This is a genomic window from Pseudomonas sp. NPDC087346 (assembly GCF_044744235.1).
Classification (GTDB): domain Bacteria; phylum Pseudomonadota; class Gammaproteobacteria; order Pseudomonadales; family Pseudomonadaceae; genus Aquipseudomonas.
This window is the reverse complement of the sequence record NZ_JBIUXX010000030.1, coordinates 5,228-27,492: the sequence shown is the minus strand read 5'-3', so window position 1 is coordinate 27,492 and position 22,265 is coordinate 5,228. Positions and strand designations below refer to the sequence as shown.

At 59.2% G+C, this 22,265-nt stretch carries 28 protein-coding genes; 10 read left to right on the top strand and 18 right to left on the bottom strand.

Going from position 1 to position 22,265, the window contains the following annotated elements:
- A complete protein-coding gene (locus tag ACIOZM_RS18350; protein WP_401216215.1) occupies positions 1-747 on the bottom strand; it encodes a gluconate 2-dehydrogenase subunit 3 family protein in 747 nt (248 codons plus the stop codon).
- 305 nt (positions 748-1,052) lie between these two features.
- On the opposite strand from ACIOZM_RS18350, the gene ACIOZM_RS18345 reads away from it, so the two are divergent.
- On the top strand, positions 1,053-1,694 hold the full coding sequence (locus tag ACIOZM_RS18345) for a dual specificity protein phosphatase family protein (protein ID WP_401216214.1): 642 nt from the start codon (positions 1,053-1,055) through the stop codon (positions 1,692-1,694).
- Positions 1,695-1,739: 45 nt separating this feature from the next.
- On the opposite strand, the gene ACIOZM_RS18340 is transcribed toward ACIOZM_RS18345, so the two are convergent.
- Both ACIOZM_RS18340 and prlC read right to left on the bottom strand, forming a co-directional pair.
- Complete coding sequence (locus ACIOZM_RS18340; RefSeq protein WP_401216213.1) at positions 1,740-2,030, bottom strand: YheV family putative zinc ribbon protein; 291 nt, start codon at positions 2,028-2,030, stop codon at positions 1,740-1,742.
- Positions 2,027-4,105, bottom strand: coding sequence for an oligopeptidase A (gene prlC, locus ACIOZM_RS18335; RefSeq protein WP_401216212.1), 2,079 nt, complete (start codon positions 4,103-4,105; stop codon positions 2,027-2,029). Before prlC ends, ACIOZM_RS18340 begins: the two co-directional genes overlap by 4 nt.
- A gap of 62 nt (positions 4,106-4,167) precedes the next feature.
- On the opposite strand from prlC, the gene ACIOZM_RS18330 reads away from it, so the two are divergent.
- Positions 4,168-4,713 carry a gamma carbonic anhydrase family protein gene (locus tag ACIOZM_RS18330; RefSeq protein ID WP_401216211.1) on the top strand — a complete coding sequence of 182 codons (546 nt, stop codon included), beginning with the start codon at positions 4,168-4,170 and terminating at the stop codon, positions 4,711-4,713.
- A 28-nt stretch (positions 4,714-4,741) separates the two neighbouring features.
- Positions 4,742-5,392 (top strand): HAD family hydrolase, encoded by a 651-nt coding sequence (locus tag ACIOZM_RS18325; RefSeq protein WP_401216210.1) that lies wholly within the window; start codon positions 4,742-4,744, stop codon positions 5,390-5,392.
- 94 nt (positions 5,393-5,486) lie between these two features.
- Here the strand turns inward: ACIOZM_RS18325 and ACIOZM_RS18320 are convergent, their stop codons facing one another.
- Positions 5,487-6,578 carry an aminopeptidase gene (locus tag ACIOZM_RS18320; protein WP_401216209.1) on the bottom strand — a complete coding sequence of 364 codons (1,092 nt, stop codon included), beginning with the start codon at positions 6,576-6,578 and terminating at the stop codon, positions 5,487-5,489.
- A gap of 59 nt (positions 6,579-6,637) precedes the next feature.
- Here ACIOZM_RS18320 and ACIOZM_RS18315 point away from each other — a divergent pair, with 59 nt between their 5' ends.
- Together ACIOZM_RS18315 and ACIOZM_RS18310 are read left to right on the top strand one after the other, a co-directional pair.
- Positions 6,638-7,060 (top strand): hypothetical protein, encoded by a 423-nt coding sequence (locus ACIOZM_RS18315; RefSeq protein WP_401216208.1) that lies wholly within the window; start codon positions 6,638-6,640, stop codon positions 7,058-7,060.
- Between the two features lie 40 nt (positions 7,061-7,100).
- On the top strand, positions 7,101-7,520 hold the full coding sequence (locus ACIOZM_RS18310) for a hypothetical protein (RefSeq protein WP_401216207.1): 420 nt from the start codon (positions 7,101-7,103) through the stop codon (positions 7,518-7,520).
- A gap of 6 nt (positions 7,521-7,526) precedes the next feature.
- Here ACIOZM_RS18310 and ACIOZM_RS18305 read toward each other — a convergent pair whose 3' ends face one another.
- On the bottom strand, positions 7,527-7,766 hold the full coding sequence (locus tag ACIOZM_RS18305; protein ID WP_401216206.1) for a DUF1161 domain-containing protein: 240 nt from the start codon (positions 7,764-7,766) through the stop codon (positions 7,527-7,529).
- Between the two features lie 256 nt (positions 7,767-8,022).
- A complete protein-coding gene (locus ACIOZM_RS18300; protein WP_401216205.1) occupies positions 8,023-8,454 on the bottom strand; it encodes an OsmC family protein in 432 nt (143 codons plus the stop codon).
- Between the two features lie 240 nt (positions 8,455-8,694).
- On the opposite strand from ACIOZM_RS18300, the gene ACIOZM_RS18295 reads away from it, so the two are divergent.
- A complete protein-coding gene (locus tag ACIOZM_RS18295) occupies positions 8,695-9,696 on the top strand; it encodes an LLM class flavin-dependent oxidoreductase (RefSeq protein ID WP_401216204.1) in 1,002 nt (333 codons plus the stop codon).
- Positions 9,697-9,868: 172 nt separating this feature from the next.
- Here ACIOZM_RS18295 and ACIOZM_RS18290 read toward each other — a convergent pair whose 3' ends face one another.
- Together ACIOZM_RS18290 and ACIOZM_RS18285 are read right to left on the bottom strand one after the other, a co-directional pair.
- Positions 9,869-10,093 (bottom strand): DUF1161 domain-containing protein, encoded by a 225-nt coding sequence (locus tag ACIOZM_RS18290; RefSeq protein ID WP_401216203.1) that lies wholly within the window; start codon positions 10,091-10,093, stop codon positions 9,869-9,871.
- 128 nt (positions 10,094-10,221) lie between these two features.
- Positions 10,222-10,437 carry a dodecin gene (locus tag ACIOZM_RS18285; RefSeq protein WP_401216202.1) on the bottom strand — a complete coding sequence of 72 codons (216 nt, stop codon included), beginning with the start codon at positions 10,435-10,437 and terminating at the stop codon, positions 10,222-10,224.
- A gap of 157 nt (positions 10,438-10,594) precedes the next feature.
- Between ACIOZM_RS18285 and ACIOZM_RS18280 the strand changes: the two genes are divergently transcribed.
- On the top strand, positions 10,595-10,921 hold the full coding sequence (locus ACIOZM_RS18280; protein WP_401216201.1) for a YqjD family protein: 327 nt from the start codon (positions 10,595-10,597) through the stop codon (positions 10,919-10,921).
- Here the strand turns inward: ACIOZM_RS18280 and ACIOZM_RS18275 are convergent.
- A complete protein-coding gene (locus ACIOZM_RS18275) occupies positions 10,894-11,811 on the bottom strand; it encodes a LysR family transcriptional regulator (RefSeq protein ID WP_401216200.1) in 918 nt (305 codons plus the stop codon). The genes ACIOZM_RS18280 and ACIOZM_RS18275 overlap by 28 nt on opposite strands.
- A gap of 114 nt (positions 11,812-11,925) precedes the next feature.
- On the opposite strand from ACIOZM_RS18275, the gene trpB reads away from it, so the two are divergent.
- The 3 genes from trpB (at position 11,926) to ACIOZM_RS18260 (ending at position 14,548) form a co-directional block, all read left to right on the top strand.
- Entirely contained in the window at positions 11,926-13,158 is a 1,233-nt protein-coding gene (gene trpB / locus ACIOZM_RS18270; RefSeq protein WP_401216199.1) for a tryptophan synthase subunit beta, read from the top strand.
- A complete protein-coding gene (gene trpA, locus ACIOZM_RS18265; RefSeq protein WP_401216198.1) occupies positions 13,158-13,970 on the top strand; it encodes a tryptophan synthase subunit alpha in 813 nt (270 codons plus the stop codon). Before trpB ends, trpA begins: the two co-directional genes overlap by 1 nt.
- A 122-nt stretch (positions 13,971-14,092) precedes the next feature.
- The gene (locus ACIOZM_RS18260) at positions 14,093-14,548 is read left to right on the top strand and encodes an anti-virulence regulator CigR family protein (RefSeq protein ID WP_401216197.1); all 456 of its coding nucleotides are present in this window, start codon (positions 14,093-14,095) and stop codon (positions 14,546-14,548) included.
- A gap of 60 nt (positions 14,549-14,608) precedes the next feature.
- Here ACIOZM_RS18260 and ACIOZM_RS18255 read toward each other — a convergent pair whose 3' ends face one another.
- The 9 genes from ACIOZM_RS18255 to ACIOZM_RS18215 all read right to left on the bottom strand — a co-directional run bounded on the left by ACIOZM_RS18255 (position 14,609) and on the right by ACIOZM_RS18215 (position 22,252).
- On the bottom strand, positions 14,609-16,570 hold the full coding sequence (locus ACIOZM_RS18255; protein ID WP_401216196.1) for a DUF4105 domain-containing protein: 1,962 nt from the start codon (positions 16,568-16,570) through the stop codon (positions 14,609-14,611).
- Entirely contained in the window at positions 16,567-16,887 is a 321-nt protein-coding gene (locus ACIOZM_RS18250; protein ID WP_401216195.1) for a DUF2388 domain-containing protein, read from the bottom strand. The genes ACIOZM_RS18255 and ACIOZM_RS18250 overlap by 4 nt, the downstream gene beginning before the upstream one ends.
- A 33-nt stretch (positions 16,888-16,920) precedes the next feature.
- Entirely contained in the window at positions 16,921-17,229 is a 309-nt protein-coding gene (locus ACIOZM_RS18245) for a DUF2388 domain-containing protein (protein WP_401216194.1), read from the bottom strand.
- Between the two features lie 106 nt (positions 17,230-17,335).
- Complete coding sequence (locus ACIOZM_RS18240) at positions 17,336-17,653, bottom strand: DUF2388 domain-containing protein (RefSeq protein WP_401216193.1); 318 nt, start codon at positions 17,651-17,653, stop codon at positions 17,336-17,338.
- Between the two features lie 134 nt (positions 17,654-17,787).
- The gene (locus ACIOZM_RS18235) at positions 17,788-17,997 is read right to left on the bottom strand and encodes a DUF1127 domain-containing protein (protein ID WP_401216254.1); all 210 of its coding nucleotides are present in this window, start codon (positions 17,995-17,997) and stop codon (positions 17,788-17,790) included.
- A gap of 257 nt (positions 17,998-18,254) precedes the next feature.
- Positions 18,255-18,470, bottom strand: coding sequence for a DUF1127 domain-containing protein (locus ACIOZM_RS18230; protein WP_161752288.1), 216 nt, complete (start codon positions 18,468-18,470; stop codon positions 18,255-18,257).
- Positions 18,471-18,791: 321 nt separating this feature from the next.
- A complete protein-coding gene (locus ACIOZM_RS18225) occupies positions 18,792-20,285 on the bottom strand; it encodes an acetyl-CoA hydrolase/transferase family protein (protein ID WP_401216192.1) in 1,494 nt (497 codons plus the stop codon).
- A 213-nt stretch (positions 20,286-20,498) separates the two neighbouring features.
- Positions 20,499-21,932, bottom strand: coding sequence for an NAD(P)(+) transhydrogenase (Re/Si-specific) subunit beta (locus ACIOZM_RS18220; RefSeq protein ID WP_401216191.1), 1,434 nt, complete (start codon positions 21,930-21,932; stop codon positions 20,499-20,501).
- On the bottom strand, positions 21,932-22,252 hold the full coding sequence (locus ACIOZM_RS18215) for an NAD(P) transhydrogenase subunit alpha (RefSeq protein ID WP_003187417.1): 321 nt from the start codon (positions 22,250-22,252) through the stop codon (positions 21,932-21,934). The genes ACIOZM_RS18220 and ACIOZM_RS18215 overlap by 1 nt, the downstream gene beginning before the upstream one ends.
- Positions 22,253-22,265 lie beyond the last annotated feature (13 nt).

Here is a 22,265-nt window from a genome sequence, read left to right as displayed (position 1 = left end):
TCAAGCCCTCTCGCCGCGAATCGAAACTGCCGGGAAGGGGTATTGCTCGTTGCGTTCCACCCAATCCATGAAATCGGCGCGGGCGCCGGGGAAGCCGATCATGGTCCAGCCGACCATGCCTTTATTGCCGCCGTGGATCGGGTCGCAGAAAAACCCTTCCTTGGTGTTTTGCAGTAACAGGTTGAAGAAAATCGTTGCTGGAACGGCATCGAATTGCGGTTTTCCGGCTTCAAGCTGCTTCAGCAGATCGTCTCGGGTAGCGCTGTCTTGCTGCGCAAATGTTTTGCCGTTGAGGGATTTCGTCCACTGATCCGTGGCGGCAATGCCCAGGCGATAGATCTCTTTGGGCACCAGTTTGCTCTGCCAGCCCATCTCGGGTGCGGCGTCGGCATTGAACGGGCCTTGCATGTACCAGAGGGCACCAGCGGCGTACGGGGTGTTCATCTGACGGTCGATGTATTCCGGCACGCCGGCTTCGAGAGCGCCCGGGCCTTGGGCGTCATTAGGGATCAACTGCGCCACGGCGGCATTGATGAACGCCCATTCTTCGGCAGTGAAGTAACTCGGCTGATAAGTGCCGGCGTCGGCGCGAACCGCTTGTGCCTTTGGTGCTGCGGGCGCGGCTTCTGGCGCGGCTTGCAGCATGCTGCTGCCAAGTCCGGTTCCGGCGAGGGTGACCACGGGAATCAGGGTCAGGGATTTGCGTAAAAAATCACGCCGCGGGTTGTCTTGATCTTGATCAGACATGGGGATGCACCTCATCAGGCATTGATGGTTGTCAGCCATTTCTGCGAATGGCTTCAGGGTTATTTGTCGAGACGCGGCCGTGATGACCGGGAAAAGGGGGACACGTCTGCAACATGATGTGACAAATGGTAGCAGGCTACCCATCGTGATGAATCGATTCAGCGGAAAAAAGCCTGAATTTTCGACCAAGTCCCGCTTAATCCGCTGCAATTCACGATTCTTTGACGATTGGCTCACAGGCCTTTGACTGCCCGAGGTCGAAGCTGCGAGCCCATCACTGATGAATCCCATACGGTCACCCCAGCATGTCTCGACTGCGTCTTTTCCCTGCTATCTGTTTGTCGCTTGTTGCAATGCTGCACTTGATGCCGGCCCAGGCTGCTGAGGTCACTCCGCGTCCTGCGGAATGGGCGCAGCCGGTGGAGGCGCAATACAACCTGTTCCAGATGTCCCCAACGTTGTATCGCAGCGCGTTGCCTGACAGCGGCGCCGTGCCGTTGCTGCAAAAACTCAAGGTCGGCACGGTGATCAACTTCCTGCCGGAAGAGGACTCGTCCTGGTTGAAGGCGCCGGATATCAATCAGGTGCAGCTGCCGTATCGCACCAACCATGTGGATGACAGTGATGTGCTCAAGACATTGCGCGCCATTCAGAGTGCCGAGGCTAACGGCCCGGTGCTGATGCACTGCAAACATGGCTCCGACCGTACCGGTCTGATGGCGGCGATGTACCGCGTGGTGGTTCAGGGCTGGAGCAAAGAAGATGCCTTGAGCGAAATGACGCAAGGCGGTTTTGGCGACAGCAGCCACTTCAAGGACGGTATTCGCTACATGATGCAGGCGGATGTCGAAAAATTGCGTACCGCGTTGGCCAATGGTGATTGCAGCACCAGCGCCTTCGCCACCTGCTCGATGAAGAGCTGGTTCCAGTCCAGCAACGTCAAGTGAGTTGAACCTTCCACGGCATTGCGCCGTGGAAGGTTATTTGCCGACTCAGTGTTGCTCGTCAGGTTTTTTCTTCAGTTTCGGATTAGGGAAAAACTGCACCGCCTGGACTTTCTTGTCCGGTGCAGGCTTGAGCGCGCTGGTATTGACCCGCGTGCCCAATTCCTTGGGCACTGACAGCCCCTGTTCATTCAGCGTGTCGGCATAACCGCAAGCCACGCATTCGCGATGTGGCACTGAATCTTCGTTCCACATCATCAGCCGATCCGGCTCGCTGCACGCCGGGCAGACTGCCCCGGCGATAAAGCGTTTCTTGGTAATCACTGGCCCCTCGCTCATGCTGCCGCGTCCTCACTCAGGCCGCTGTGGCGCAAGAGTGCGTCAATCGACGGCTCACGACCACGGAAGTCGACGAACAGCACCATCGGTGCCTGTGAACCACCACGCGCCAGAATCGCTTCGCGGAAGGCGCGACCGGTTTCAGCGTTGAGCACGCCGTCTTCTTCGAATTTCGAGAAGGCGTCGGCCGACAGCACTTCGGCCCACTTGTAGCTGTAATAGCCTGCTGCGTAACCGCCGGCAAAGATGTGCGCGAAGCTGTTCGGGAAGCGGTTGTACGCCGGTGGGCGCATTACAGAGACTTCGTCACGGACGCCTTCGAGCACTTGTGCCACGCTGCGACCGTCACCGTGGGTGGCGTGCAGTTCGAAGTCGAACAGCGAGAATTCCAGCTGGCGCACCATCATCAGGCCGGACTGGAAGTTTTTAGCCGCGAGCATTTTTTCCAGCAGGTCCTGTGGCAGCGGCTCGCCGCTTTCGTAGTGACCGGAGATCAGCGCCAGACCTTCCGGCTCCCAGCACCAGTTTTCCATGAACTGGCTTGGCAATTCGACCGCATCCCACGCCACGCCATTGATGCCGGACACGCCGGCATGCTCGACGCGGGTCAGCAGGTGATGCAGGCCGTGGCCGAATTCGTGGAACAGGGTGGTGACTTCGTCGTGTGTCAGCAGCGCAGGTTTGCCGCTGTCGGCCGGGGTGAAGTTGCACACCAGATTAGCCACCGGGCTTTGCAGTACACCGTCAATGGTGCGGCGACGGTCACGGGCGCCGTCCATCCACGCACCGCCACGCTTGTTGGCGCGGGCATACAGGTCGAAGAAGAAGCGGCCTACGTGCTGGCCGTTTTCCTTGATCTCGAACAGGCGCACGTCCGGGTGCCAGGTGTCGAAGCCTTTCTGTTCGGCGATCTCGATGCCGTACAGACGCTGGACGATGGCGAACAGACCGCCGAGAACTTTATCGATCGGGAAGTAGGCGCGCAGGGTTTCCTGAGCGACGCTGTAGCGTTGTTCACGGAGTTTTTCCCCGTAGAAACCGCTGTCCCAGCTTTGCAGATCGGCGCAACCCTGCTCGGCGGCATAGGCCTTGAGCTGTTGCAGATCCTGCGCAGCGAATGGTTTGCTGCGCTTGGCCAGATCACGCAGGAAGCTCAGCACCTGATCGCTGGACTCGGCCATTTTCGTCGCCAGGCTCAGCTCGGAGAAGCTGGCGAAACCCAAGAGTTTTGCCAGCTCCTGACGCAGGTCGAGGATTTCTTCCATCACCGGGCCATTGTCGTTCTGACCGGCGTTCGGGCCTTGATCCGAGGCGCGGGTGCAGTAGGCGGCGTAGACCTCTTCGCGCAGTGCACGGTCGTTGGCGTAGGTCATCACCGCGAAGTAGCTGGGGAATTCCAGAGTGATCAGGAAGCCTTCGAGGTCTTTCGCCTGTGCGGCGGCAGCCATTTGCGCCTTGGCCGAATCAGTCAGGCCGGCGAGTGCCGCTTCGTCGGTGACGTGTTTGGTCCAGGCCTGGGTGGCGTCGAGCAGTTGGTTGGAGAAACGGCTGCCCAGCTCCGAAAGTTTGCTCTGCACTTCGGCGTAGCGTTTCTGTTCGGCTTCCGGCAGATCGATACCCGACAAACGGAAGTCGCGCAGGGCGTGTTCCAGAATAGTCTTCTGCGCCACGTCGAAACCGGCAGCTTCCGGGCTGTTGGCCAGTGCTTCATAAGCCTGGAACAGCTCGCGGTTCTGGCCCATCTCGGTGGAGTAGGCGCTCAGGGCTGGCAGGCACGACTCGTAGGCCTCACGCAGCTCGGCGCTGTTGCGCACGGCGTTGAGGTGGCTGACCGGGCTCCACGCGGCGCCGAGGCGGTCATTGAGTTCGTCCATCGCCAGGACCAGGCCGGCCCATGTAGGGTTCTGCACTTGGGTCTTGAGGATTTCGGCGATGGCGGCGCGGTTGTCAGCCAGGATGGTTTCGATGGCCGGCAATACGTGTTCGGCACGGATCGTGGAGAACGGCGGCAGGTCGTAGGACTGCAGAAGAGGGTTGTTCACGCTCACGGTTGGCACCTTGGCTGGAAGAAACATGCGCCCATCTTAATTACAATCGACACTCACCGCAGCTATCGGCGACAGAGAGAGAACTAATCGTGTCCCTTCGCAAATACCAGAACCACACCCCGCAGTTGAGCAAAGGCGCGTTTGTCGACGGCTCGGCAGTGGTGATCGGCGACGTTGAAATCGGTGAAGACAGCTCCGTCTGGCCGCTGACCGTGATCCGTGGCGACATGCACCGCATCCGTATCGGTGCGCGCACCAGCGTGCAGGATGGCTGCGTGCTGCACATTACCCACGCTGGCCCGTTCAACCCGGACGGTTTTCCGTTGTTGATCGGCGATGACGTGACCATTGCGCACAAAGTCATGCTGCATGGTTGCTCGGTCGGCAGCCGCGTGCTGATCGGCATGGGCAGCATCGTCATGGACGGTGCGGTGGTTGCGGACGATGTGATCATCGGCGCTGGCAGCCTGGTGCCGCCGGGCAAGCGTCTGGAGAGTGGCTTCCTTTATGTCGGCAGTCCGGTGAAACAGATCCGGCCACTGACCGACAAGGAAAGCGCCTTTTTCACCTACAGCGCGGCGAACTACGTGAAGCTCAAGGATCTGCATCTGGCCGAAGGCTACGACCAGCTCTGAATCGACTTACACCTGCTCAGGATTTCTCATGCATTACCAGACCGTACTGTTCGACCTCGATGGCACCCTGACCGACCCGCGTGAGGGCATTACCCGCTCCATTCAGTTCGCCTTGGGCAAACTGGGTATCGATGAGCCGGACCTGACCAAACTCGAACACTTCATCGGCCCGCCGCTGTTGCAGGCGTTTATGCAGTTCTATGACTTCGACGAGGCGAAGGCGTGGGAGGCGGTGAATTTCTACCGTGAGCGCTTCAAGGTCACTGGTTTGTACGAGAACCGTGTGTTCGACGGCGTCACGCCGTTGCTGGAAACCCTCGCCGGCCAGGGGCGGCAGTTGTACATCGCCACTTCCAAACCGTGGGAGTTCGCCCGGGAAATCGCCCGGCATTTTGATTTTGCCCGGCATTTCAAGGTTATTTACGGCAGCGAGCTGGATGGCACTCGCACCAACAAGGTCGAGCTGATTGCGCACCTGATGGCGGAAGAAGGACTGGACCCGGCTAAAACGTTGATGATTGGCGACCGCAAACACGACTTGATCGGTGCTCGCAGTAACGGGCTGGATGCGGCGGCTGTTGGTTACGGGTTTGGTAGCCATGAAGAGCTGAGCGCCGAGGCACCGGCTTATCACTTTGAAACGCTGGCCGAGTTGCATCAGGCATTTTTGCAGCGCTGATCAGTACGTTATCGCGAGCAGGCTCACTCCTACAGGGGATTTGTGGCGAACACCGATCCAATGTAGGAGTGAGCCTGCTCGCGATGAGTCCCTATCAACTGCCGGAGTTCTGCGAATCTGCCAAAGCTTTCAATTTCGCTTTGCGCTCCCCGACCGTCAACCCGCCCAGCTTCTCGACCTCGGCAAAAAACCTCACCCAATCCCCATCCACCTGCCTGAACAACGCCGCAAACGCCGGCACCCATTGGTCATACAGACCAAACGGCAACAGCCGCGCATTGTTCAGCGGTGCGTTGACCCAGGCGTCGTAACGCTTGTCCCCGCCCCACTGACTATCACGCATCGCCCGGTAGTCCTGCCGGAACCGTTCGAACTCCGCCGCTTTGCGCTCGCGCATCTGCGGCGCCGGCAGCGGTTGTGCATAAAGCTTTTCCAGCCGTGAACGGGTCGCCAGCACCAGCTCGATAAACTGATCGCGCTGGATCATCTGCGAGCCGTTGTCCGGCGGCAGCCCGCGAAACGCTCGCCATTGGCGCGTACCTTCCTGCTCGACGAAGGTGGCGAAGGACTCGTTGAACTCGGTGTCGTCCTTTACATAAAAGCGCTGATGCCCCAACTCATGAAAAATCAACGTGGCGACACGCTCATCGCCCCAGCCCAGCATCGTGTTGATGATCGGGTCGTTGAACCAGCCGAGGGTCGAGTAAGCCTCGACTCCGCCAATCGACACGTCCATCCCCTGCAAGTGTTGAAGCGCCGCCTCACCTCGCGCCCCGCTCTGGCTGTAGTAGCCGCGATAGGCCACACACCCGGCAATCGGGAAGCAATGGTTTTGCGGGGTCAGGGAAAACTCTGGCGTAGCGAAGACATTCCACACCACAAACGGTCGGCCAATGTCGGCGTACAAGCGATAACTCTGGTTGTCCGGCAGGTGCAAATGCTCGCTGGCGAAATCCCGGGCTTTTTGCGACTGGACCAGATGCGCACGCAATTTTGCATCGCGGCTCGGGTCGGCGATCACCTTCGTTACCGGCTCACGCGCCCGCAGCAATTGCAGCTGACCGTCAGCCAACTGGCTGTAGTAGCTGACGCTGGAGCAACCGTTGAGCAGCAAAAGCATCACACCCGGAAACAAAATCCGAAAAACGCGATCAAGTAACCGATGGCTTGGAAGCGGCCTGATCAAAATAAAAAATTCCCTGGAGAGTCTGCCCGCAAGACTATCCCGCCAAATGGAGCTCCGCTATGCGCAAGTTGCTACTGACCACGGGCCTGCTGACGCTGACCGGTTGTGCCGGGTTCGGTATGCCCGCACCTGACCCGACGCAAGCCTGGATCGATCTGGATGCCCGGCAGCAGGACACCGCGCTGCAAGCGCTGGAGGTCGATGACAAAGCGGCTGTGGACAAGCGTTATTTCGAAGTGCAGCCCGGTAGCCATCAACTGACCGTGCGTTATCAGTTCCCGGTGCAGGCGACCAATATCGGCCCCGACGCCGAACCGCTGTGGCGCGATTGTCAGATGAATCTCAAATTCAAGGATTTCAATGCCGGGCAGCGTTATCAGTTGCAGGCGGGAAGTATCGGTTTCAGGCCTTGGGCCAAGCTCTACGATGAGCAGCGCAACGTCGTGGGCCAAGGCACACCGGCAGGCTGTCAGCGCACCTGATCGGCGTTATGCTGGATGTCCGAATCATGGGACATTCAACATGCGCAAGTTGATGCTGTTGCTCGCGGTCGGCGTGATTGCCGGTTGCCAGACGCCGTTGCCACCGGTCGATCCGCAAATGGCCTGGGTCGATTTCTCGACGCCGACGCCGGGCGGCAAATTGCTCATGGCTGAACGCCTGGACAATGTACGTTTGAACGACGGGCGGTTCTTTCAGGTCACCCCCGGTAGCCATGAGCTGCGGGTGCGTTTCGACTTCGAAGTGTTCGGTGGCGGTGGCGGTTTGATGACCGGCCCCGTTGAGCGTCTGTGCTATCTGTACATTCGCTATGACCATTTCGAGGCCGGGCAGCGCTATACGCTGGAAGGTCGTTCTCTGGCGTTCACGCCGAGCGCCCGACTGTACAACAGCAAGCGCGAAATCGTCGCCGAGGATCGCGACGTCAATTGCATCATCTGAGCCGAATCAGTTGCCGTTCTTCTGATAGATGATCGCTTTGGTGCCGTAGTCGCAGGTACCGACAACCATCGCCACGTCGTGTTTGTCCGCCTCTTCCTTGCTCACGATCTCAAGGGTGTAGGAGGGCACGGCGTTGGCCTGAATCTTTACTTCGATCTCGTTCTTCAGTTCTTCGCAGTCTTTGGGTGCCGCAAGAACCGATGTGGCCAATGCACTGCACAGAATCGCCAAGCCAATACGTTTCATGGTGAAGCTCCCTGGAAGCAGCGCGCATGATCATGCGCTGAAACTGCTGGTGCTTATTCGAGCATATTTTGGCTGAGCGGGTGCTGACTTTGCTCACATCTTTAGCTGACAATTTCAAGCATTGTGGTGGTTGTCAGATTGCCTTCGCGGGCAAGCCCGCTCCCACATGGATCGTGTCTGGCGCAAATCCCTGTGGGAGCTGGCTTGCCAGCGAAGGCGTCAGCGCTGGCAACGCCTTATTCAAAGTGTCCGAAAATCAACTGACCAGCGTCGCTTCCAGGCTGATCTGCGCATTCAGCACCTTGGACACCGGGCACCCTTCCTTGGCCTTTTTGCTCAGCTCATCAAACTGCGCCTGGGTCGCCCCCGGAATCTTCGCTTTGAGAATCAGCTTCACCGCGGTGATCGCAAAGCCGCCTTCAACCTGATCCAGAGTGACCTCGGCGTTGGTGTCGATCGACTCGGCCTTGAGGCCGGCATCGCCAAGAATCATCGAAAACGCCATTGAGAAACAGCCGGCATGCGCAGCGCCGATCAGCTCTTCCGGGTTGGTGCCCTTGCCGCCCTCGAAGCGCGCCTTGAAGCCGTAGGGTGCTTCTCTGAGGACGCCGGTCTCGGTGGAAATCGAGCCGATACCGGTTTTCAGATCACCAGCCCAATGTGCGGATGCTTTTTTCACGATAGCCATGTGTGCCTCCTCAAGATCTGGCGCGGAACGCCGCACCGTCGTGGTTTTAGCTTGCAAGGCTTCTGAGGATAGACGTGGGAGCAAAGTTCAGCCTGTCTGAATCGTTGACTTTTTTAGTAGGATTTTTCGCTCTGCTATTGAAACTCGGGTATATGCCCTTATTGCAATGAACACGCCTATGAATTCGGCAGGTTTTCGTTCGCAAGAAAAAACCTGCACCCCATTCGGAGAAGCAGGTTCATGAAGCAACTGTCCGACGTTAAGTTTTCTACCCTCGACCTGGTGCCGGTTCGCGAGAACGGCAGCCCCGCGCAGTCGCTGCGCAATTCGCTGGATCTGGCGCAGCATGTCGAGAAACTCGGTTACACCCGTTTCTGGGTGGCCGAGCACCACAACATGGACGGCATCGCCAGTTCCGCGACCTCGGTATTGCTGGGTTATCTGGCTGGCGGGACGTCGAGCATTCGCGTCGGCTCCGGTGGGGTGATGCTGCCCAACCATGCGCCGCTGGTGATCGCCGAGCAGTTCGGCACTCTCGAAAGCCTGTACCCGGGTCGGATCGATCTCGGCCTTGGCCGTGCGCCGGGTTCCGACCAGATGACCGCGCGCGCCTTGCGCCGGGAGCGTTCCGGCAGTGCTGACGATTTCCCCGAAGACGTTGCCGAACTGGTGCGCTTCCTCGGCCCGCGTACCCCGGATCAGCGCGTGATCGCGATGCCGGGCACTGGCACCAATGTGCCGATCTGGCTGCTCGGTTCCAGTCTGTTCAGTGCGCAACTGGCTGGCGAGCGCGGTTTGCCTTACGCCTTTGCCTCACATTTCGCACCGCGCTTCATGCACGAGGCGATTCGCGTCTATCGCAATCACTTCAAGCCGTCGGCAGTGCTCGACAAGCCTTACGTGATGCTCGGCGTGCCGCTGGTGGCGGCGGATACCGACGAGCAGGCTGATTATCTGGCGACCTCGGTGTACCAGCGCATTCTTGCGTTGATGCGTGGACAGAGCCTGGTGCAGCGCCCTCCGGTGAAAACCATGGAGGGTCTGTGGCTGCCGCATGAACGTGAAGCGGTGGGTGATTTCCTCGGGTTGGCGATGGTCGGCAGTCCGCAGAAAATCCGCGCGAAGCTGGAAGTGCTGGTTGACCAGACTCAAGCAGATGAGCTGATCTTTACCTGCGACCTGTATGAGCATGCTGATCGCCTGCATTCCTACGAGTTGTTGGCGCAGGTGATGAAAGGCTGAGGCCACGATTTTTTAGCCCGGTACGAAACATGTAGGAGCTGCGGCACGCTGCGATCCTTTGATCTTGATTCGAAAGATCAAAAGATCGCAGCGTGCCGCAGCTCCTACATGGGAAATCATTGCTCACAAAAAAGCCGACGCATTTGCGTCGGCTTTTGCATTTCAGGCGCGATCAACCGCGTTTGTAGACGATTTCCTTGGCGCCACCTTCGCATTTGCCGACGACCTTGCCGTCTGCTGCTGCACCTTTGTCGGCAATCTCCAGCGAATAACCGGAAACGCCTTTGGCGTCCAGCTTCGCCGCGATCTCGCTTTTCAGCTCTTCACATGGCTTGCCGGCAGCAAACGCACCACCCGCAAGGCTCAACAAACCTACTGCCAATATAAACTTCTTCATCGGTCGCACTCCCTGGTCGGATTAAAAGAGGCGGGCATCGAGTCATCTACCCGATGCGCTCACCCTATAGCGCTTTGCCATTCCTATGGCACTCGGCCAGCGCGCAAGTTCAGAAGCGTAGTTCAATATCAGCTGCTGGCAATCCGGAAACCGACTTTCAGGGTTACCTGAAAGTGTGCGGCCTTGCCGTCCTTGATGTGACCGCGAGTATCGATCACTTCAAACCATTCCAGATGCTTGATGCTCTTGTTGGCTTCGGCCAGCGCGTTGTTGATGGCGTCTTCGATGCTGCTGGGGGATGAACCGACCAGCTCGACTTTTTTGTACGTGTGATGGTCACTCATAACGATCTCCTTGGTGGCTGAATTACAGCCTAGCAGTGATTCCGGGTATTGATTTGGTCGGCCCGCAGCGAGGTGAAGTTCAGAATTTCTGCACTTTCTCAAACCTGCGAAGTCCCAAACAACACACGCCACTCATCACCAATGCAGGAGAGCCACCATGGCCAACACCTCTTTACGTAAAGCCTCGTTGCAAAGCATGGAAGCCGAGATCGAGAGTCTGCTCAAATCGTTGGAAAGCCTCAAAGACGACGCCTCGGACGAGTCGCGCAAGACCCTCAAGGCGCTGAAAGGCAATGCTGAAAGTGCGCTGAAACATTCGCGTCACCTGCTCAGCGATGCTTACGAAGAAGTCAAAGTCAAAACCCGCGAGACCGGGATCGCCACCCGTGATTACGCGCAGGAACATCCGTGGACGACTGCCGGCGTGGCAGTCGGTGCACTGGGGCTGCTGGCCGCTTACTTGCTGTTCAAACGCGGCGAGTGATCCGTCTGGCGCAGCTCTTGTTTGAGCCACTGCGCCAATTGCCGGGCGCGTCCGTCTGCGGCGCGCTTGGGTAGCCACAACGCCAGTTGCGCCGGGGTTTCACAAAAGCCCCACGGCGCAACCAGGCGACCGGCCTTCAAGTCTTCGGTCACCAGCGGCTCAGGGGCAATCGCCACGCCAAGCCCTGCCACCGCTGCCTCCAGCAAATAATACAAATGCTCGAAACCCTGCCCCAACTTCAACGCTTTGGCGTCGAGGTGGTTTTGCTGTGCCCAGCTTGGCCAGGCCTGTGGGCGCGATGTGGTGTGCAGCAACGGTTCGTTGAGCAACGCCTCGGCGGGCGCAGCTTGTAATCGCTGGTAGCCGCTGAACATCGGGCTCATCACTGGGCCGATACGCTCGCTGGCGAGTTCATAGACCTGCATGTCGGCCGGCCATGGCGGTTCGGCGAACAACAGTAACGCATCGAGCCCCGGGCGGCGTGGATCGAGATCGCCTTCTCCCGCGGACAAGTGCAGGCGCAAGTCCGGCAAGTCAGCATTAAGCCGTCCCAAGCGCGGGATGAACCAGCGTGCGAGCAAGCTACCGGAGCAGCCCAGGACGAACGGCGCATCAGCGGTGCTTTGCGTCAGTTCGGCGCAAACACTGCGCAAACGCTCGAAAGCCTCGCCGCTGGCGTCGCGCAATCTTGTGCCGGCATCTGTGAGTTTCAGGCCGCGCCCTTCCTTGACGAACAGGCTGACGCCCAAGTGTTCTTCCAGCACTTTCAGCTGACGGCTGACTGCACCGTGGGTTACGTGCAGTTGTTCGGCGGCCTGGCTGACGCTGTTTAGCCGGGCGGTGGCTTCGAACGCACGCAAGGCGTTCAGCGGGGGAAGGTCGTGGCTCATGAGATCTGTGAGTTTTCCTGACAGGTTGTGGCGATCTTATCGGTTTTCAGCTTAGAAGGTCAGGGGTAGAGTGGGCGTCATTGTCTTCTCATCCGAATTCACCTGGAGCGCCCCATGACCCAGACTTCGAACACTTCCAATCTGCGTAACGGCCCTGACGCCAACGGCCTGTTCGGCGCGTTCGGCGGTCGTTATGTTGCTGAAACCCTGATGCCGTTGATCCTCGATCTGGCCCGCGAATACGAAACGGCCAAGGAAGATCCTGCATTCAAAGAGGAATTGGCCTACTTCCAGCGTGACTACGTCGGACGTCCGAGCCCGCTGTACTTCGCTGAGCGACTGACCGAGTTCTGTGGTGGCGCGAAGATCTACCTCAAGCGCGAAGAGCTGAACCACACTGGCGCGCACAAGATCAACAACTGCATCGGCCAGATTCTCCTGGCGCGGCGCATGGGCAAGAAACGCATCATCGCCGAGACTGGCGCCGGCATGCACGGCGTGGCAACTGCCACCGTGGCTGCACGTTTCGGTCTGGACTGCGTGATCTACATGGGCACCACCGACATCGAGCGCCAACAGGCCAACGTGTTCCGCATGAAGCTGCTCGGCGCCGAGGTGATCCCGGTGGTTGCCGGCACCGGCACCCTGAAAGACGCAATGAACGAAGCGCTGCGTGACTGGGTGACCAACGTCGACAGCACCTTCTACCTGATCGGCACCGTGGCTGGCCCGCACCCGTACCCGGCGATGGTTCGCGACTTCCAGGCGGTGATCGGCAAGGAAACCCGCGAGCAGTTGCAAGCCCAGGAAGGTCGTCTGCCGGACAGCCTGGTGGCGTGCATCGGTGGCGGTTCCAACGCGATGGGCCTGTTCCACCCGTTCCTCGACGACAAGAGTGTCGAGATCATCGGTGTTGAAGCCGCCGGTTACGGCATCGAAACCGGCAAGCACGCAGCCAGCCTCAATGGCGGCGTACCGGGTGTGTTGCACGGCAACCGCACCTTCCTGCTGCAGGATGACGATGGCCAGATCATCGACGCGCACTCGATTTCCGCCGGCCTCGACTACCCGGGCATTGGCCCGGAACACGCGTGGCTGCATGACATCGGTCGCGTCCAGTACACCTCGGTGACTGACGACGAAGCGCTCGATGCCTTCCACAAATGCTGCCGTCTGGAAGGGATCATTCCTGCGCTGGAAAGCGCCCATGCCCTGGCTGAAGTGTTCAAGCGCGCACCGACCCTGCCGAAGGATCACCTGATGGTGGTCAACCTGTCCGGCCGTGGCGACAAAGACATGCAGACCGTCATGCACCATATGGAACAGTCCCAGCAGGAGAAACACTGATGAGCCGCCTGCAAACCCGCTTTGCCGAACTCAAGCAACAGAATCGCGCCGCGCTGGTGACCTTTGTCACGGCGGGCGATCCGGATTACGACACTTCGCTGGCGATCCTCAAGGGCCTGCCGAAAGCAGGTGCCGATGTGATCGAGCTGGGCATGCCCTTCACCGATCCGATGGCGGATGGTCCGGCGATTCAACTGGCCAACATCCGTGCCTTGGGCGCCAAACAGAATCTGCTGAAAACCCTGCAAATGGTTCGCGAGTTCCGCGAGGACAACAGCGACACGCCGCTGGTGTTGATGGGCTATTTCAACCCGATCCACATGTACGGCGTCCCACGTTTCATCGCGGATGCCAAAGAGGCCGGCGTTGATGGACTGATCGTGGTCGACATGCCGCCGGAGCACAACTCGGAGCTGTGCGATCCGGCCCAGGCTGCCGGGATCGACTTCATCCGTCTGACCACGCCGACTACTGACGATGTGCGTCTGCCGAAAGTGCTCAATGGCAGCTCGGGTTTTGTCTATTACGTGTCGGTTGCCGGTGTGACCGGTGCTGGCGCCGCCACTCTGGAACACGTCGAAGAAGCGGTGGCGCGTCTGCGTCGGCATACCGATCTGCCGATCAGCATCGGTTTCGGTATCCGTACGCCAGAGCAAGCGGCTGCAATCGCCCGTCTGGCCGAGGGCGTGGTAGTGGGTTCGGCTTTGATCGATCACATCGCCAATGCCGAGACTCCGGCGCAGGCCATCGATGGCGTGCTGAGCCTGTGTTCGGCATTGTCCGAAGGCGTGCGTAAGGCCCGCGTCAGCTGAAGGTAAAGTTCCTGATACAGAGGAATTAGCGCCTCGCGGCACAGACTAAATGAGCAAGACCGAGGGATTCAGAACCACGTTCTGAATCCCTTTTTGCTGTTAGTGCAGTGAGGAAATACCCGATGAAAATGCCGAAACGTCTGATTGCCAGTCTGGGCGTGCTGATGATCAGCGCGACACCGCTGCTGGCCAGCGCCGATCAGCACAATGATCAACGCGACGATCACGACCACGGCGGCCCGCAACAGGGCCAGCACGACAATCGCGGTGATGATCACCATGACTGGCAAAGCAGTCACCGTGGTGGCCCGCCACCTCGCGATTTTGGCCCGGTGCGCCAGACCATTCATGACAATCATGGCTACTTCGTGCGCGGTGCACCGCCACCTCCGGGTATTCGTCTGGAGCGTGGCCGGCCGCTACCACACGGCTATTACGGCGAGCGGCTGGATGGACGGGCGCTGGGGCGGTTGCCGGTGTATCCGGGCTATGAATGGCGCCGGGCCGGGAGTGACATTGTGCTGATCGCGATCGGTACCGGGATCGTCTATGAAGTTCTGGACGGTGTTCTCAACTGATCGCGTGGCGAGAGGTTGATTAACTGTGGTGAGGGAGCTTGCTCCCTCACCACAGGGGTTTTAAGGCAGTTCCAGCCCACCTGCGGCCTTGTGCAGTTTGCGCAAGTGTTCGCCGATCTGTTTCACGTTGGCCTCGTTGGCGGCAATCTCCGCAGCCCGCTTGGGTTCCAGCAACGCTCTTACTTCCTTGTCGAGATCCCCGGACAGCGCCAGAAGTTGTTTCTGGCGCTGGCTGCTTTCGGCTTCCAGTCGGCTTGACTCGCTTGGCTGCGGCAGACCATAACCCCGCGAATCCAGAAGCTCCGCCGGGCGGCTGAGGAAGCCGCTGTTGGCGAGGATTTGCTGCAAGGTCGCGTTGGCCTTGTCCATGCCGCCGTTCTCCAGTTCCCGGGCACCGAGGTAACGCTGTTTGACCTCATCTTGGGCCAGCAACAATTGCCGGCGGAAGCTCGCTTGCTCCAGCAGCAATAGCGCGGCACTGGTGCGCAGGTCGGCGCGTTCGAACCATGGGCGGCGTTCCTCGGCCGAGAGTGAAAGCCATTCCTCGACGCTGTTCTGCTTGATCGGCAATTGCTTCTTCAGCACATCAAACATCGCCTGATAGCGATCACGGAAAGAGTCGAAGCGGTAGCCAAGTCGCAGCGCTTCCTTTGGATCGTCCAGCACGCTGGTATCAGCAAGCCCACGGCCCTTGAGCACTTCAAGCAAACCATTGGGCATGATGCTGTCGAGGCCGGTGAGCTGAGCGTTGTTGCTGCCGCTGCGCAGTAGTTTCAGGCTTTCCACTGCGCAGTTGTTGGACAGGAAGAAGTAGTTGCCGTCGTAGCTCCAGTGCATCTCGGCGGCGTGTTCGACCACGTCTTCGATCTCACTGCGCGACAGGTTCAGCGGTACGGAAGCGAGGCTGCGCAATTCGGTTTTGGTGTATTCGTCGATCACCTGCGCCAGCGGCAGTACGAACAGTCGCGACGGGTATTTGCCGACCAGTCCGTCCCAACTCGATAGCTGCACATCGCCGACGAAGGCGCGGTAGGACAGCACCAGATGTTGATCCAGATCGAGCCGGCAGTCCGGGCCCCGTGGCCTGCCCGGTGCACAGATCACCAGACGCAACATGCTGTGGCCCCAGCGGCTGACCCAGTTCTGATTGGCTTCGGCCAACAGATAATCGACGGCATAAACCCGTTCCGGATCGACCTGGCCCAAGGGCTGTTTGGCGAAATCGTTACCAGCATTCAGAAACGCGAAGGTCTTGCTGCAGGTGTCCTTGGCGGGCGGCGCCCAGCCGAAGCGTTCCTTGTAATAGCGATACAGCGCCGGGCGGCGGCAGGCGTAACTCGGGTCGAGGAGGAAATACTCCATGTTGACCGCGACAAATTCTTTCGGACTGGAGATCTCGTACAAGTCCGGGCTGCGGGCGATTTGCCGGTTGTGCTGTTCACGTTCGCCACGACGCCCGACGTATTGCTGCCAACCGGCGAGGTCGAGCAGGCGCGGATCATCGCTGAGGGTAAAGCGGCGGTCATTCTGGCCGCGGCATTCGTCGGGGATGCCGACCAGTCCACTGCTGGCGTTGCGCCGGGTACAGCGCTGGATCAGCGTACGTTCGGCAGCGGGCCACAGTCGTGCACGGTCGTAAATGTGGGTGAGTTCGTGCAGCACCGTGGCGAGCATTTCCTGACGCACGGTGCCGTGGGGGCGATTGGTTTTTTCTTTGGCGGCGCTGCCATCGGTGAGGCTGGCGAGCAATTTGCGATTCAGATCGAGTTCGGCGACCAGTGTTGCCTGGCCGTAGGCGTTGCTCGGCATGTCGTCGGTCCAGCCGACATCGATGCGCCGATCCAGTTGCTCGATAAAGCGCGGCGGCAACTTTTGCATCGCTTCATCAAGCAGCGCCTGGCTGGCCTGTTGTTGGGCGGGGCTCAGACCGTCGGTCTTGAGCCGCAGTTGCAGGCTGGCGTGGGCACTGTTGCCAAGCAGCAACAGCGTCCCGGCCAGCAGCCAGGCACCGAGTGACTTCACAGCGCGAGAATGGCTTCGGCGAGTACCTGATCACTGGCGTCGCGGGCTTCCGGAACGCGGGTGCGCAAGGTGTTCAGCGCGGCTTCCAGATGCGCGCCACGGATATCGCCGTTGGTGGCAACGAAGCTGGCGGCATCGTCGTGGGCTTCACGGATGATTTTCGAGTCGCGGATCGACGTGGTGGTATCGGAGGTGAAATCGATAGTGCGCTGGGAGGCACGGACGATGATGTTACTGGTGGCTACCAGGGTGTGTGCCTGGGCCATATCGGCCAACAACAAAAGGCCAAGGGCGGCAGCAATCAGCGGGCTACGCATGGAACGACTCCGAAGGGACAAAGACAGGGATAACTATTGGACGAGAATTGCCTGTGCCAGTTCAAGGTCGCTGACATGAAGTTTTGGACGGGTCTTGCGCAGGTAATGCAGCGCGGATTCGAGCTGCGAGCCTCGCAGTTGACCGTCACTGGCAACAAACGCCGCCGCGTCATCGTGAGCGGCGAGCAACAGTTTACGGTCGAACGGCGCGGAAGACACCATGCTGGTGGCGTAACCGGTGACAACGACGTTTTGCGTCGACACGTCAAAGGCGTCGACCGAGGTCGCCCAGCAGGTGGTGATCAAGACAGAGGGGATAAGCAGATGTGTAAGAAAACGCATGAGACTCGGTAACTGTTAGCGAGCCCCAAGGCTAGCGCAATGCCCGGGCCAGAGCCAGCGCCGAAACATCGGGACACGACAGGCGTGTCCCGCAGTGCCGCATTGTTTAGATCGTCAGAATGGCTTGTGCCAACTGTGCATCGGTCGCATTCAGCTGTGGTGCCTGATGGCGGATGTGATCCAGAGCGCTTTCCAGTTTCACGCCACGGATCTCGCCTTCGCTGGCCACGAAGCTGGCAGCGTCGTCGCGAGCAGCGAGAACGATCTTGTCGTCACGGAACGACGAGGAAACGTCGGAAGTCGCGTCGGAGGAAGACTTGAGTGCGCCGACGACGGCGTCGGTGGTCACGATGAAACTGGTAGCGCTGGCGTTGGCAGCCACGGCCAGCAGGGCGGCAGCACTGAGCAGGCGAAGACGGGACATGGTGTAACTCCTGTGAATAAACCGGATGGAGAGGTGGCTCGATGTCTGAGGAGTCAGACGCCGGTCGCAGAGCATTCGCCACGTTCTGCGTGGATATTAGGCTTGTGCGTCCGGTTCGCCCAGTGGGCAAAGTGCTAGCGCCAGAAGGGTTTATCCAGTTCATTGAGCCGGTCAACGCTGCTCAGGCCCAGATCGGCAAGATCCCGACCATCGAGCTGAGCCAGCAGACGTCGCGTTCTTGCGCGCTCCAGGCTATGCCAGAAGCGCCGAAACAAACGTCGCAGAACGTTTTTGCGGGCCGGCAGTGAAATTGAAAGCGCTGAAACATCCTGCAAGTCATTCATGACGTATTCCTTCTGCCAATGGAGGCGGAAGGTCATGTTGAGCCTGAGACAGCGGCCGAGGCAGATACACCGATGCAAAATTGTACTGGTTCAGATCAATTTGTTTTAAAACTGTATAGGTGCTTCACAGCGGTGCCTGTACCGGAGGTTTTCAGCCTTAAAAACGACAAAACCCGTCGTGGTTTCCCACGACGGGTTTTGTTTGTTCAATTCGGGTTGCTGGCGGTGGGTCTAACGACCAGAGCCAGCGACGCTACTTAGCGCCAGAACGGCTTGCTCAGCTCTTCGTAGCGTTGTGCTTCGCTAATCCCGGCATCAGCCAGCAGACGCGAGTCCAGACGAGCCAGTTGGTGGCGGCTGGAGATGCGGCGCTGCCACAACATCAGGTTGGCGATAACGCGCAAAGGCATGGAAGCCTGGGTTTTTGCAGCTTTGTCTTCGAAGAACAGTTCGGAACTGAGTGTACGTTCCATGGTTGACATCCTTCCGCTTGTGGCGGGATCAGGTAGTGGTTTGACTGGTGCCCATGATCCTCTCGTTTGCCTAGTCTCTCTAGATACAGTTCAACTGTATTGTGAGTGACCAGTTAACTGTTTATAGGGGGTGTACGGGTCAAAATTGCGCAAACTGTACCTGTAAGCCCTTATTTGGTGCATTTTTGTTCAATTCGACGGAATTGGTAGGTAAATGCTGTAGGAAATGACCGGTACAGCAGTACAGTTTTTGGCGGAGACGGGGTTTTCGAGATTCCGCTGACGCAAATTGTGTTTGCGCCAGCGGTCTGTCTGTGCGGATTACGCCTTCAGCATGCGGCCGGTTTCTTCCAGATTGATGTGCCAGCTCAGCGCATCACGCAGGATGTGCGGGGTGTGACCACCGATTGCACAGGCTGCGGTGAAGTAATCATTCAGTGCCTGGCGATAGTCCGGGTGCACACAGTTGTCGATGATCACCCGCGCGCGCTCGCGTGGCGCCAGGCCGCGCAGATCGGCCAGGCCGACCTCGGTCACCAGAATGTCGACGTCATGCTCGGTATGGTCGACATGGCTGACCATCGGCACCACGCTGGAAATCGCGCCGCCCTTGGCAATCGATTTGGTGACGAAGATCGCCAGGTGCGCGTTACGGGCGAAGTCACCGGAACCGCCGATGCCGTTCATCATCCGCGTACCGCAGACGTGAGTGGAGTTGACGTTGCCGTAGATATCGAACTCCAGAGCCGTGTTGATGCCGATGATGCCCAGGCGCCGCACGACTTCCGGATGGTTGGAGATCTCCTGCGGGCGCAGCACCAGTTTGTCTTTGTACTTCTCCAGGTTGCCGAACACATCGGTGTTGCGGCGCTCGGACAAGGTGATCGAGCTACCCGAAGCGAAGCTCAGCTTGCCGGCGTCGATCAGGTCGAAGGTCGAATCCTGCAGCACTTCGGAGTACATGGTCAGGTCTTCGAACGGCGAGTCGATCAGGCCGCACATCACCGCGTTGGCGATGTTGCCGATCCCCGCCTGCAACGGACCGAGCTTGTTGGTCATGCGCCCGGCGTCGACTTCCTGTTTGAAGAAGGTGATCAGGTGATCGGCGATGGCATTGGTGTCGACGTCCGGCGACGACACGGTGGACGGCGAATCCGGCTGCTGAGTGATGACGATGGCGACGATCTTCTCCGGCGGGATCGGGATCGCGGTGCTGCCGATGCGGTCGTCGACTTTTACCAGCGGGATCGGCGTGCGCGTCGGGCGATAAGTCGGGATATAGATGTCATGCAGACCTTCGAGGTTGGCGTTGTGCGCCAGGTTGATCTCGACGATCACGTGTTTGGCGAAAATCGCGAAGCTCGCCGAGTTGCCCACCGAGGTGGTCGGTACGATGTGGCCTTGTTCGGTGATGGCCACGGCTTCGATCACCGCAATGTCCGGCAGCTTCAGTTGTTGGTTGCGCAGTTGTTCGACGGTTTCCGAGAGATGCTGGTCGATGAACATCACTTCGCCGGCGTTGATCGCCTTGCGCAAGGTGCTGTCGACCTGGAACGGCATGCGCCGCGACAGTACGCCGGCTTCGGTCAGTTGCTTGTCGAGGTCGTTGCCCAGACTGGCGCCGGTCATCAGGCTGATTTTCAGCGGCGTGACCTTGGCTCGCTCGGCCAATGCGTGAGGGACAGCCTTGGCTTCGCCGGCGCGGGTGAAACCGCTCATGCCGACGGTCATGCCGTCCTCAATCAGTGCGGCGGCGTCGGCGGCGCTCATCACTTTATCCAACAAAGAAGGCAGGCGAATACGGTCACGGTACATGAATTAATATCTCGGGAAGCGAGTAGCAGGATGCGCAGTCTAGTGAATTAGGCGGGCGCCTGTCCCGCTACCAAGGTCGCAAACGAGGCGTCTATTTAGCGGGTTTCAAGTAAAACACCGTTACTGGATCGGTAACAACGCGGCATATTGTCCGACGTTTTGCACAAACAAAAACGCCCCGACAAGTCGGGGCGTTGGCTCAAGCGGCGAGGGTTACTCGACGGCTTTGACCATGTCTTCGATGACTTTCTTCGCGTCGCCGAAGACCATCATGGTCTTGTCCAGATAGAACAGTTCGTTGTCCAGACCGGCATAACCGCTGGCCATCGAGCGCTTGTTGACGATGATGGTCTTGGCCTTGAACGCTTCGAGGATCGGCATGCCGGCAATCGGCGATTTCGGATCGTTCTTGGCGGCCGGGTTGACCACGTCGTTGGCGCCGAGCACCAGTACCACGTCGGCCTGACCGAACTCGGAGTTGATGTCTTCCATCTCGAACACCTGATCGTAAGGCACTTCGGCCTCAGCGAGCAGAACGTTCATGTGCCCCGGCATCCGACCGGCAACCGGGTGGATCGCGTACTTCACGGTCACGCCACGATGGGTCAGCTTCTCGGTCAGCTCTTTCAGCGCGTGTTGTGCGCGGGCCACCGCCAGACCGTAGCCCGGCACGATGATCACTGTGTCGGCGTTGGTCAGCAGGAAGGTTGCGTCGTCAGCCGAACCGGATTTCACCGGACGAGCTTCTTTCGCACCGGCCGGACCCGCGTCGGCCGTGTTGCCGAAACCGCCGAGCAGTACATTAAAGAAGGAACGGTTCATCGCCTTGCACATGATGTACGACAGAATCGCGCCGCTCGAACCCACCAGCGAACCGGCAATGATCAGCATCGAGTTGTTCAGCGAAAAACCGATACCCGCCGCTGCCCAGCCGGAATAGCTGTTGAGCATCGACACCACCACCGGCATGTCGGCGCCGCCAATCGGGATGATGATCAGCACGCCCATCACGAACGCCAGCGCGAGCATCAGGGCGAAGGCGCTGAGGTTGCCGGTGAACATGAAGATCAGACCAAACACCAGTGTCGCCAGGCCCAGTACTGCATTCAGTTTGTGCTGACCGGCGAACTGTACCGGTGCGCCCTGAAACAGGCGGAACTTGTACTTGCCCGACAGCTTGCCGAACGCGATCACCGAACCGGAGAAGGTGATTGCACCAATCGCCGCGCCGAGGAACAGCTCCAGACGGTTACCCGTCGGGATCGAGTCGCCCAGCTGTTTGACGATGCCCAGCGACTGCGGCTCAACGACTGCGGCGATGGCAATGAACACCGCTGCCAGACCGATCATGCTGTGCATGAAGGCGACGAGCTCCGGCATCTTGGTCATTTCAACGCGCTTGGCCATGATCGAACCGGCGGTGCCGCCGACCAACAGACCGACGATCACGTAACCGATGCCCGCAGTGGCCAACTCAGCGCCAAGCTTATAGATCAGGCCGACGGTGGTCAGAATGGCCAGCGCCATGCCGAGCATGCCGAACAGGTTGCCGCGGCGCGACGTGGTCGGGTGCGACAGACCTTTGAGGGCCTGGATAAAGCAGATCGACGCGATCAGGTAGAGCGTCGTGACGAGATTCATGCTCATTACTTCGGCGCCTCTTCTTTTACTTTCGGGGCTTTCTTCTTGAACATCTCAAGCATGCGGCGGGTCACCAGGAAGCCACCGAACACGTTGACCGCGGCCAGTGCCACGGCGAGGGTGCCCATGGTCTTGCCCAGCGGCGTGACGGTCAGTGCAGCGGCAAGCATGGCGCCAACGATGACGATTGCGGAGATCGCGTTGGTCACCGCCATCAGCGGGGTGTGCAGTGCAGGTGTAACGTTCCAGACCACGTGGTAACCGACATAAATCGCCAGCACGAAGATGATCAGGTTGTAGATACCGGGGGAGATAAGCTCTTCCATCGTCTGAATCCCT

What these genes read in the sequence shown, in the direction of transcription:
- ACIOZM_RS18245 (WP_401216194.1), bottom strand. Translation starts at nt 17,229, where the DNA reads ATGCGTTTTCTTACACATCTGCTTATCCCCTCTGTCTTGATCACCACC.
- ACIOZM_RS18235 (WP_401216254.1), bottom strand. Translation starts at nt 17,997, where the DNA reads ATGAATGACTTGCAGGATGTTTCAGCGCTTTCAATTTCACTGCCGGCC.
- ACIOZM_RS18285 (WP_401216202.1), bottom strand. Translation starts at nt 10,437, where the DNA reads ATGAGTGACCATCACACGTACAAAAAAGTCGAGCTGGTCGGTTCATCC.
- ACIOZM_RS18345 (WP_401216214.1), top strand. Translation starts at nt 1,053, where the DNA reads ATGTCTCGACTGCGTCTTTTCCCTGCTATCTGTTTGTCGCTTGTTGCA.
- trpA (WP_401216198.1), top strand. Translation starts at nt 13,158, where the DNA reads ATGAGCCGCCTGCAAACCCGCTTTGCCGAACTCAAGCAACAGAATCGC.
- ACIOZM_RS18290 (WP_401216203.1), bottom strand. Translation starts at nt 10,093, where the DNA reads ATGAAGAAGTTTATATTGGCAGTAGGTTTGTTGAGCCTTGCGGGTGGT.
- ACIOZM_RS18295 (WP_401216204.1), top strand. Translation starts at nt 8,695, where the DNA reads ATGAAGCAACTGTCCGACGTTAAGTTTTCTACCCTCGACCTGGTGCCG.
- ACIOZM_RS18225 (WP_401216192.1), bottom strand. Translation starts at nt 20,285, where the DNA reads ATGTACCGTGACCGTATTCGCCTGCCTTCTTTGTTGGATAAAGTGATG.
- ACIOZM_RS18350 (WP_401216215.1), bottom strand. Translation starts at nt 747, where the DNA reads ATGTCTGATCAAGATCAAGACAACCCGCGGCGTGATTTTTTACGCAAA.
- ACIOZM_RS18340 (WP_401216213.1), bottom strand. Translation starts at nt 2,030, where the DNA reads ATGAGCGAGGGGCCAGTGATTACCAAGAAACGCTTTATCGCCGGGGCA.
- ACIOZM_RS18310 (WP_401216207.1), top strand. Translation starts at nt 7,101, where the DNA reads ATGCGCAAGTTGATGCTGTTGCTCGCGGTCGGCGTGATTGCCGGTTGC.
- ACIOZM_RS18325 (WP_401216210.1), top strand. Translation starts at nt 4,742, where the DNA reads ATGCATTACCAGACCGTACTGTTCGACCTCGATGGCACCCTGACCGAC.
- ACIOZM_RS18300 (WP_401216205.1), bottom strand. Translation starts at nt 8,454, where the DNA reads ATGGCTATCGTGAAAAAAGCATCCGCACATTGGGCTGGTGATCTGAAA.
- ACIOZM_RS18280 (WP_401216201.1), top strand. Translation starts at nt 10,595, where the DNA reads ATGGCCAACACCTCTTTACGTAAAGCCTCGTTGCAAAGCATGGAAGCC.
- ACIOZM_RS18230 (WP_161752288.1), bottom strand. Translation starts at nt 18,470, where the DNA reads ATGGAACGTACACTCAGTTCCGAACTGTTCTTCGAAGACAAAGCTGCA.
- ACIOZM_RS18275 (WP_401216200.1), bottom strand. Translation starts at nt 11,811, where the DNA reads ATGAGCCACGACCTTCCCCCGCTGAACGCCTTGCGTGCGTTCGAAGCC.
- ACIOZM_RS18250 (WP_401216195.1), bottom strand. Translation starts at nt 16,887, where the DNA reads ATGCGTAGCCCGCTGATTGCTGCCGCCCTTGGCCTTTTGTTGTTGGCC.
- ACIOZM_RS18315 (WP_401216208.1), top strand. Translation starts at nt 6,638, where the DNA reads ATGCGCAAGTTGCTACTGACCACGGGCCTGCTGACGCTGACCGGTTGT.
- ACIOZM_RS18240 (WP_401216193.1), bottom strand. Translation starts at nt 17,653, where the DNA reads ATGTCCCGTCTTCGCCTGCTCAGTGCTGCCGCCCTGCTGGCCGTGGCT.
- ACIOZM_RS18215 (WP_003187417.1), bottom strand. Translation starts at nt 22,252, where the DNA reads ATGGAAGAGCTTATCTCCCCCGGTATCTACAACCTGATCATCTTCGTG.
- ACIOZM_RS18305 (WP_401216206.1), bottom strand. Translation starts at nt 7,766, where the DNA reads ATGAAACGTATTGGCTTGGCGATTCTGTGCAGTGCATTGGCCACATCG.
- trpB (WP_401216199.1), top strand. Translation starts at nt 11,926, where the DNA reads ATGACCCAGACTTCGAACACTTCCAATCTGCGTAACGGCCCTGACGCC.
- ACIOZM_RS18220 (WP_401216191.1), bottom strand. Translation starts at nt 21,932, where the DNA reads ATGAGCATGAATCTCGTCACGACGCTCTACCTGATCGCGTCGATCTGC.
- ACIOZM_RS18260 (WP_401216197.1), top strand. Translation starts at nt 14,093, where the DNA reads ATGAAAATGCCGAAACGTCTGATTGCCAGTCTGGGCGTGCTGATGATC.
- prlC (WP_401216212.1), bottom strand. Translation starts at nt 4,105, where the DNA reads ATGTTTCTTCCAGCCAAGGTGCCAACCGTGAGCGTGAACAACCCTCTT.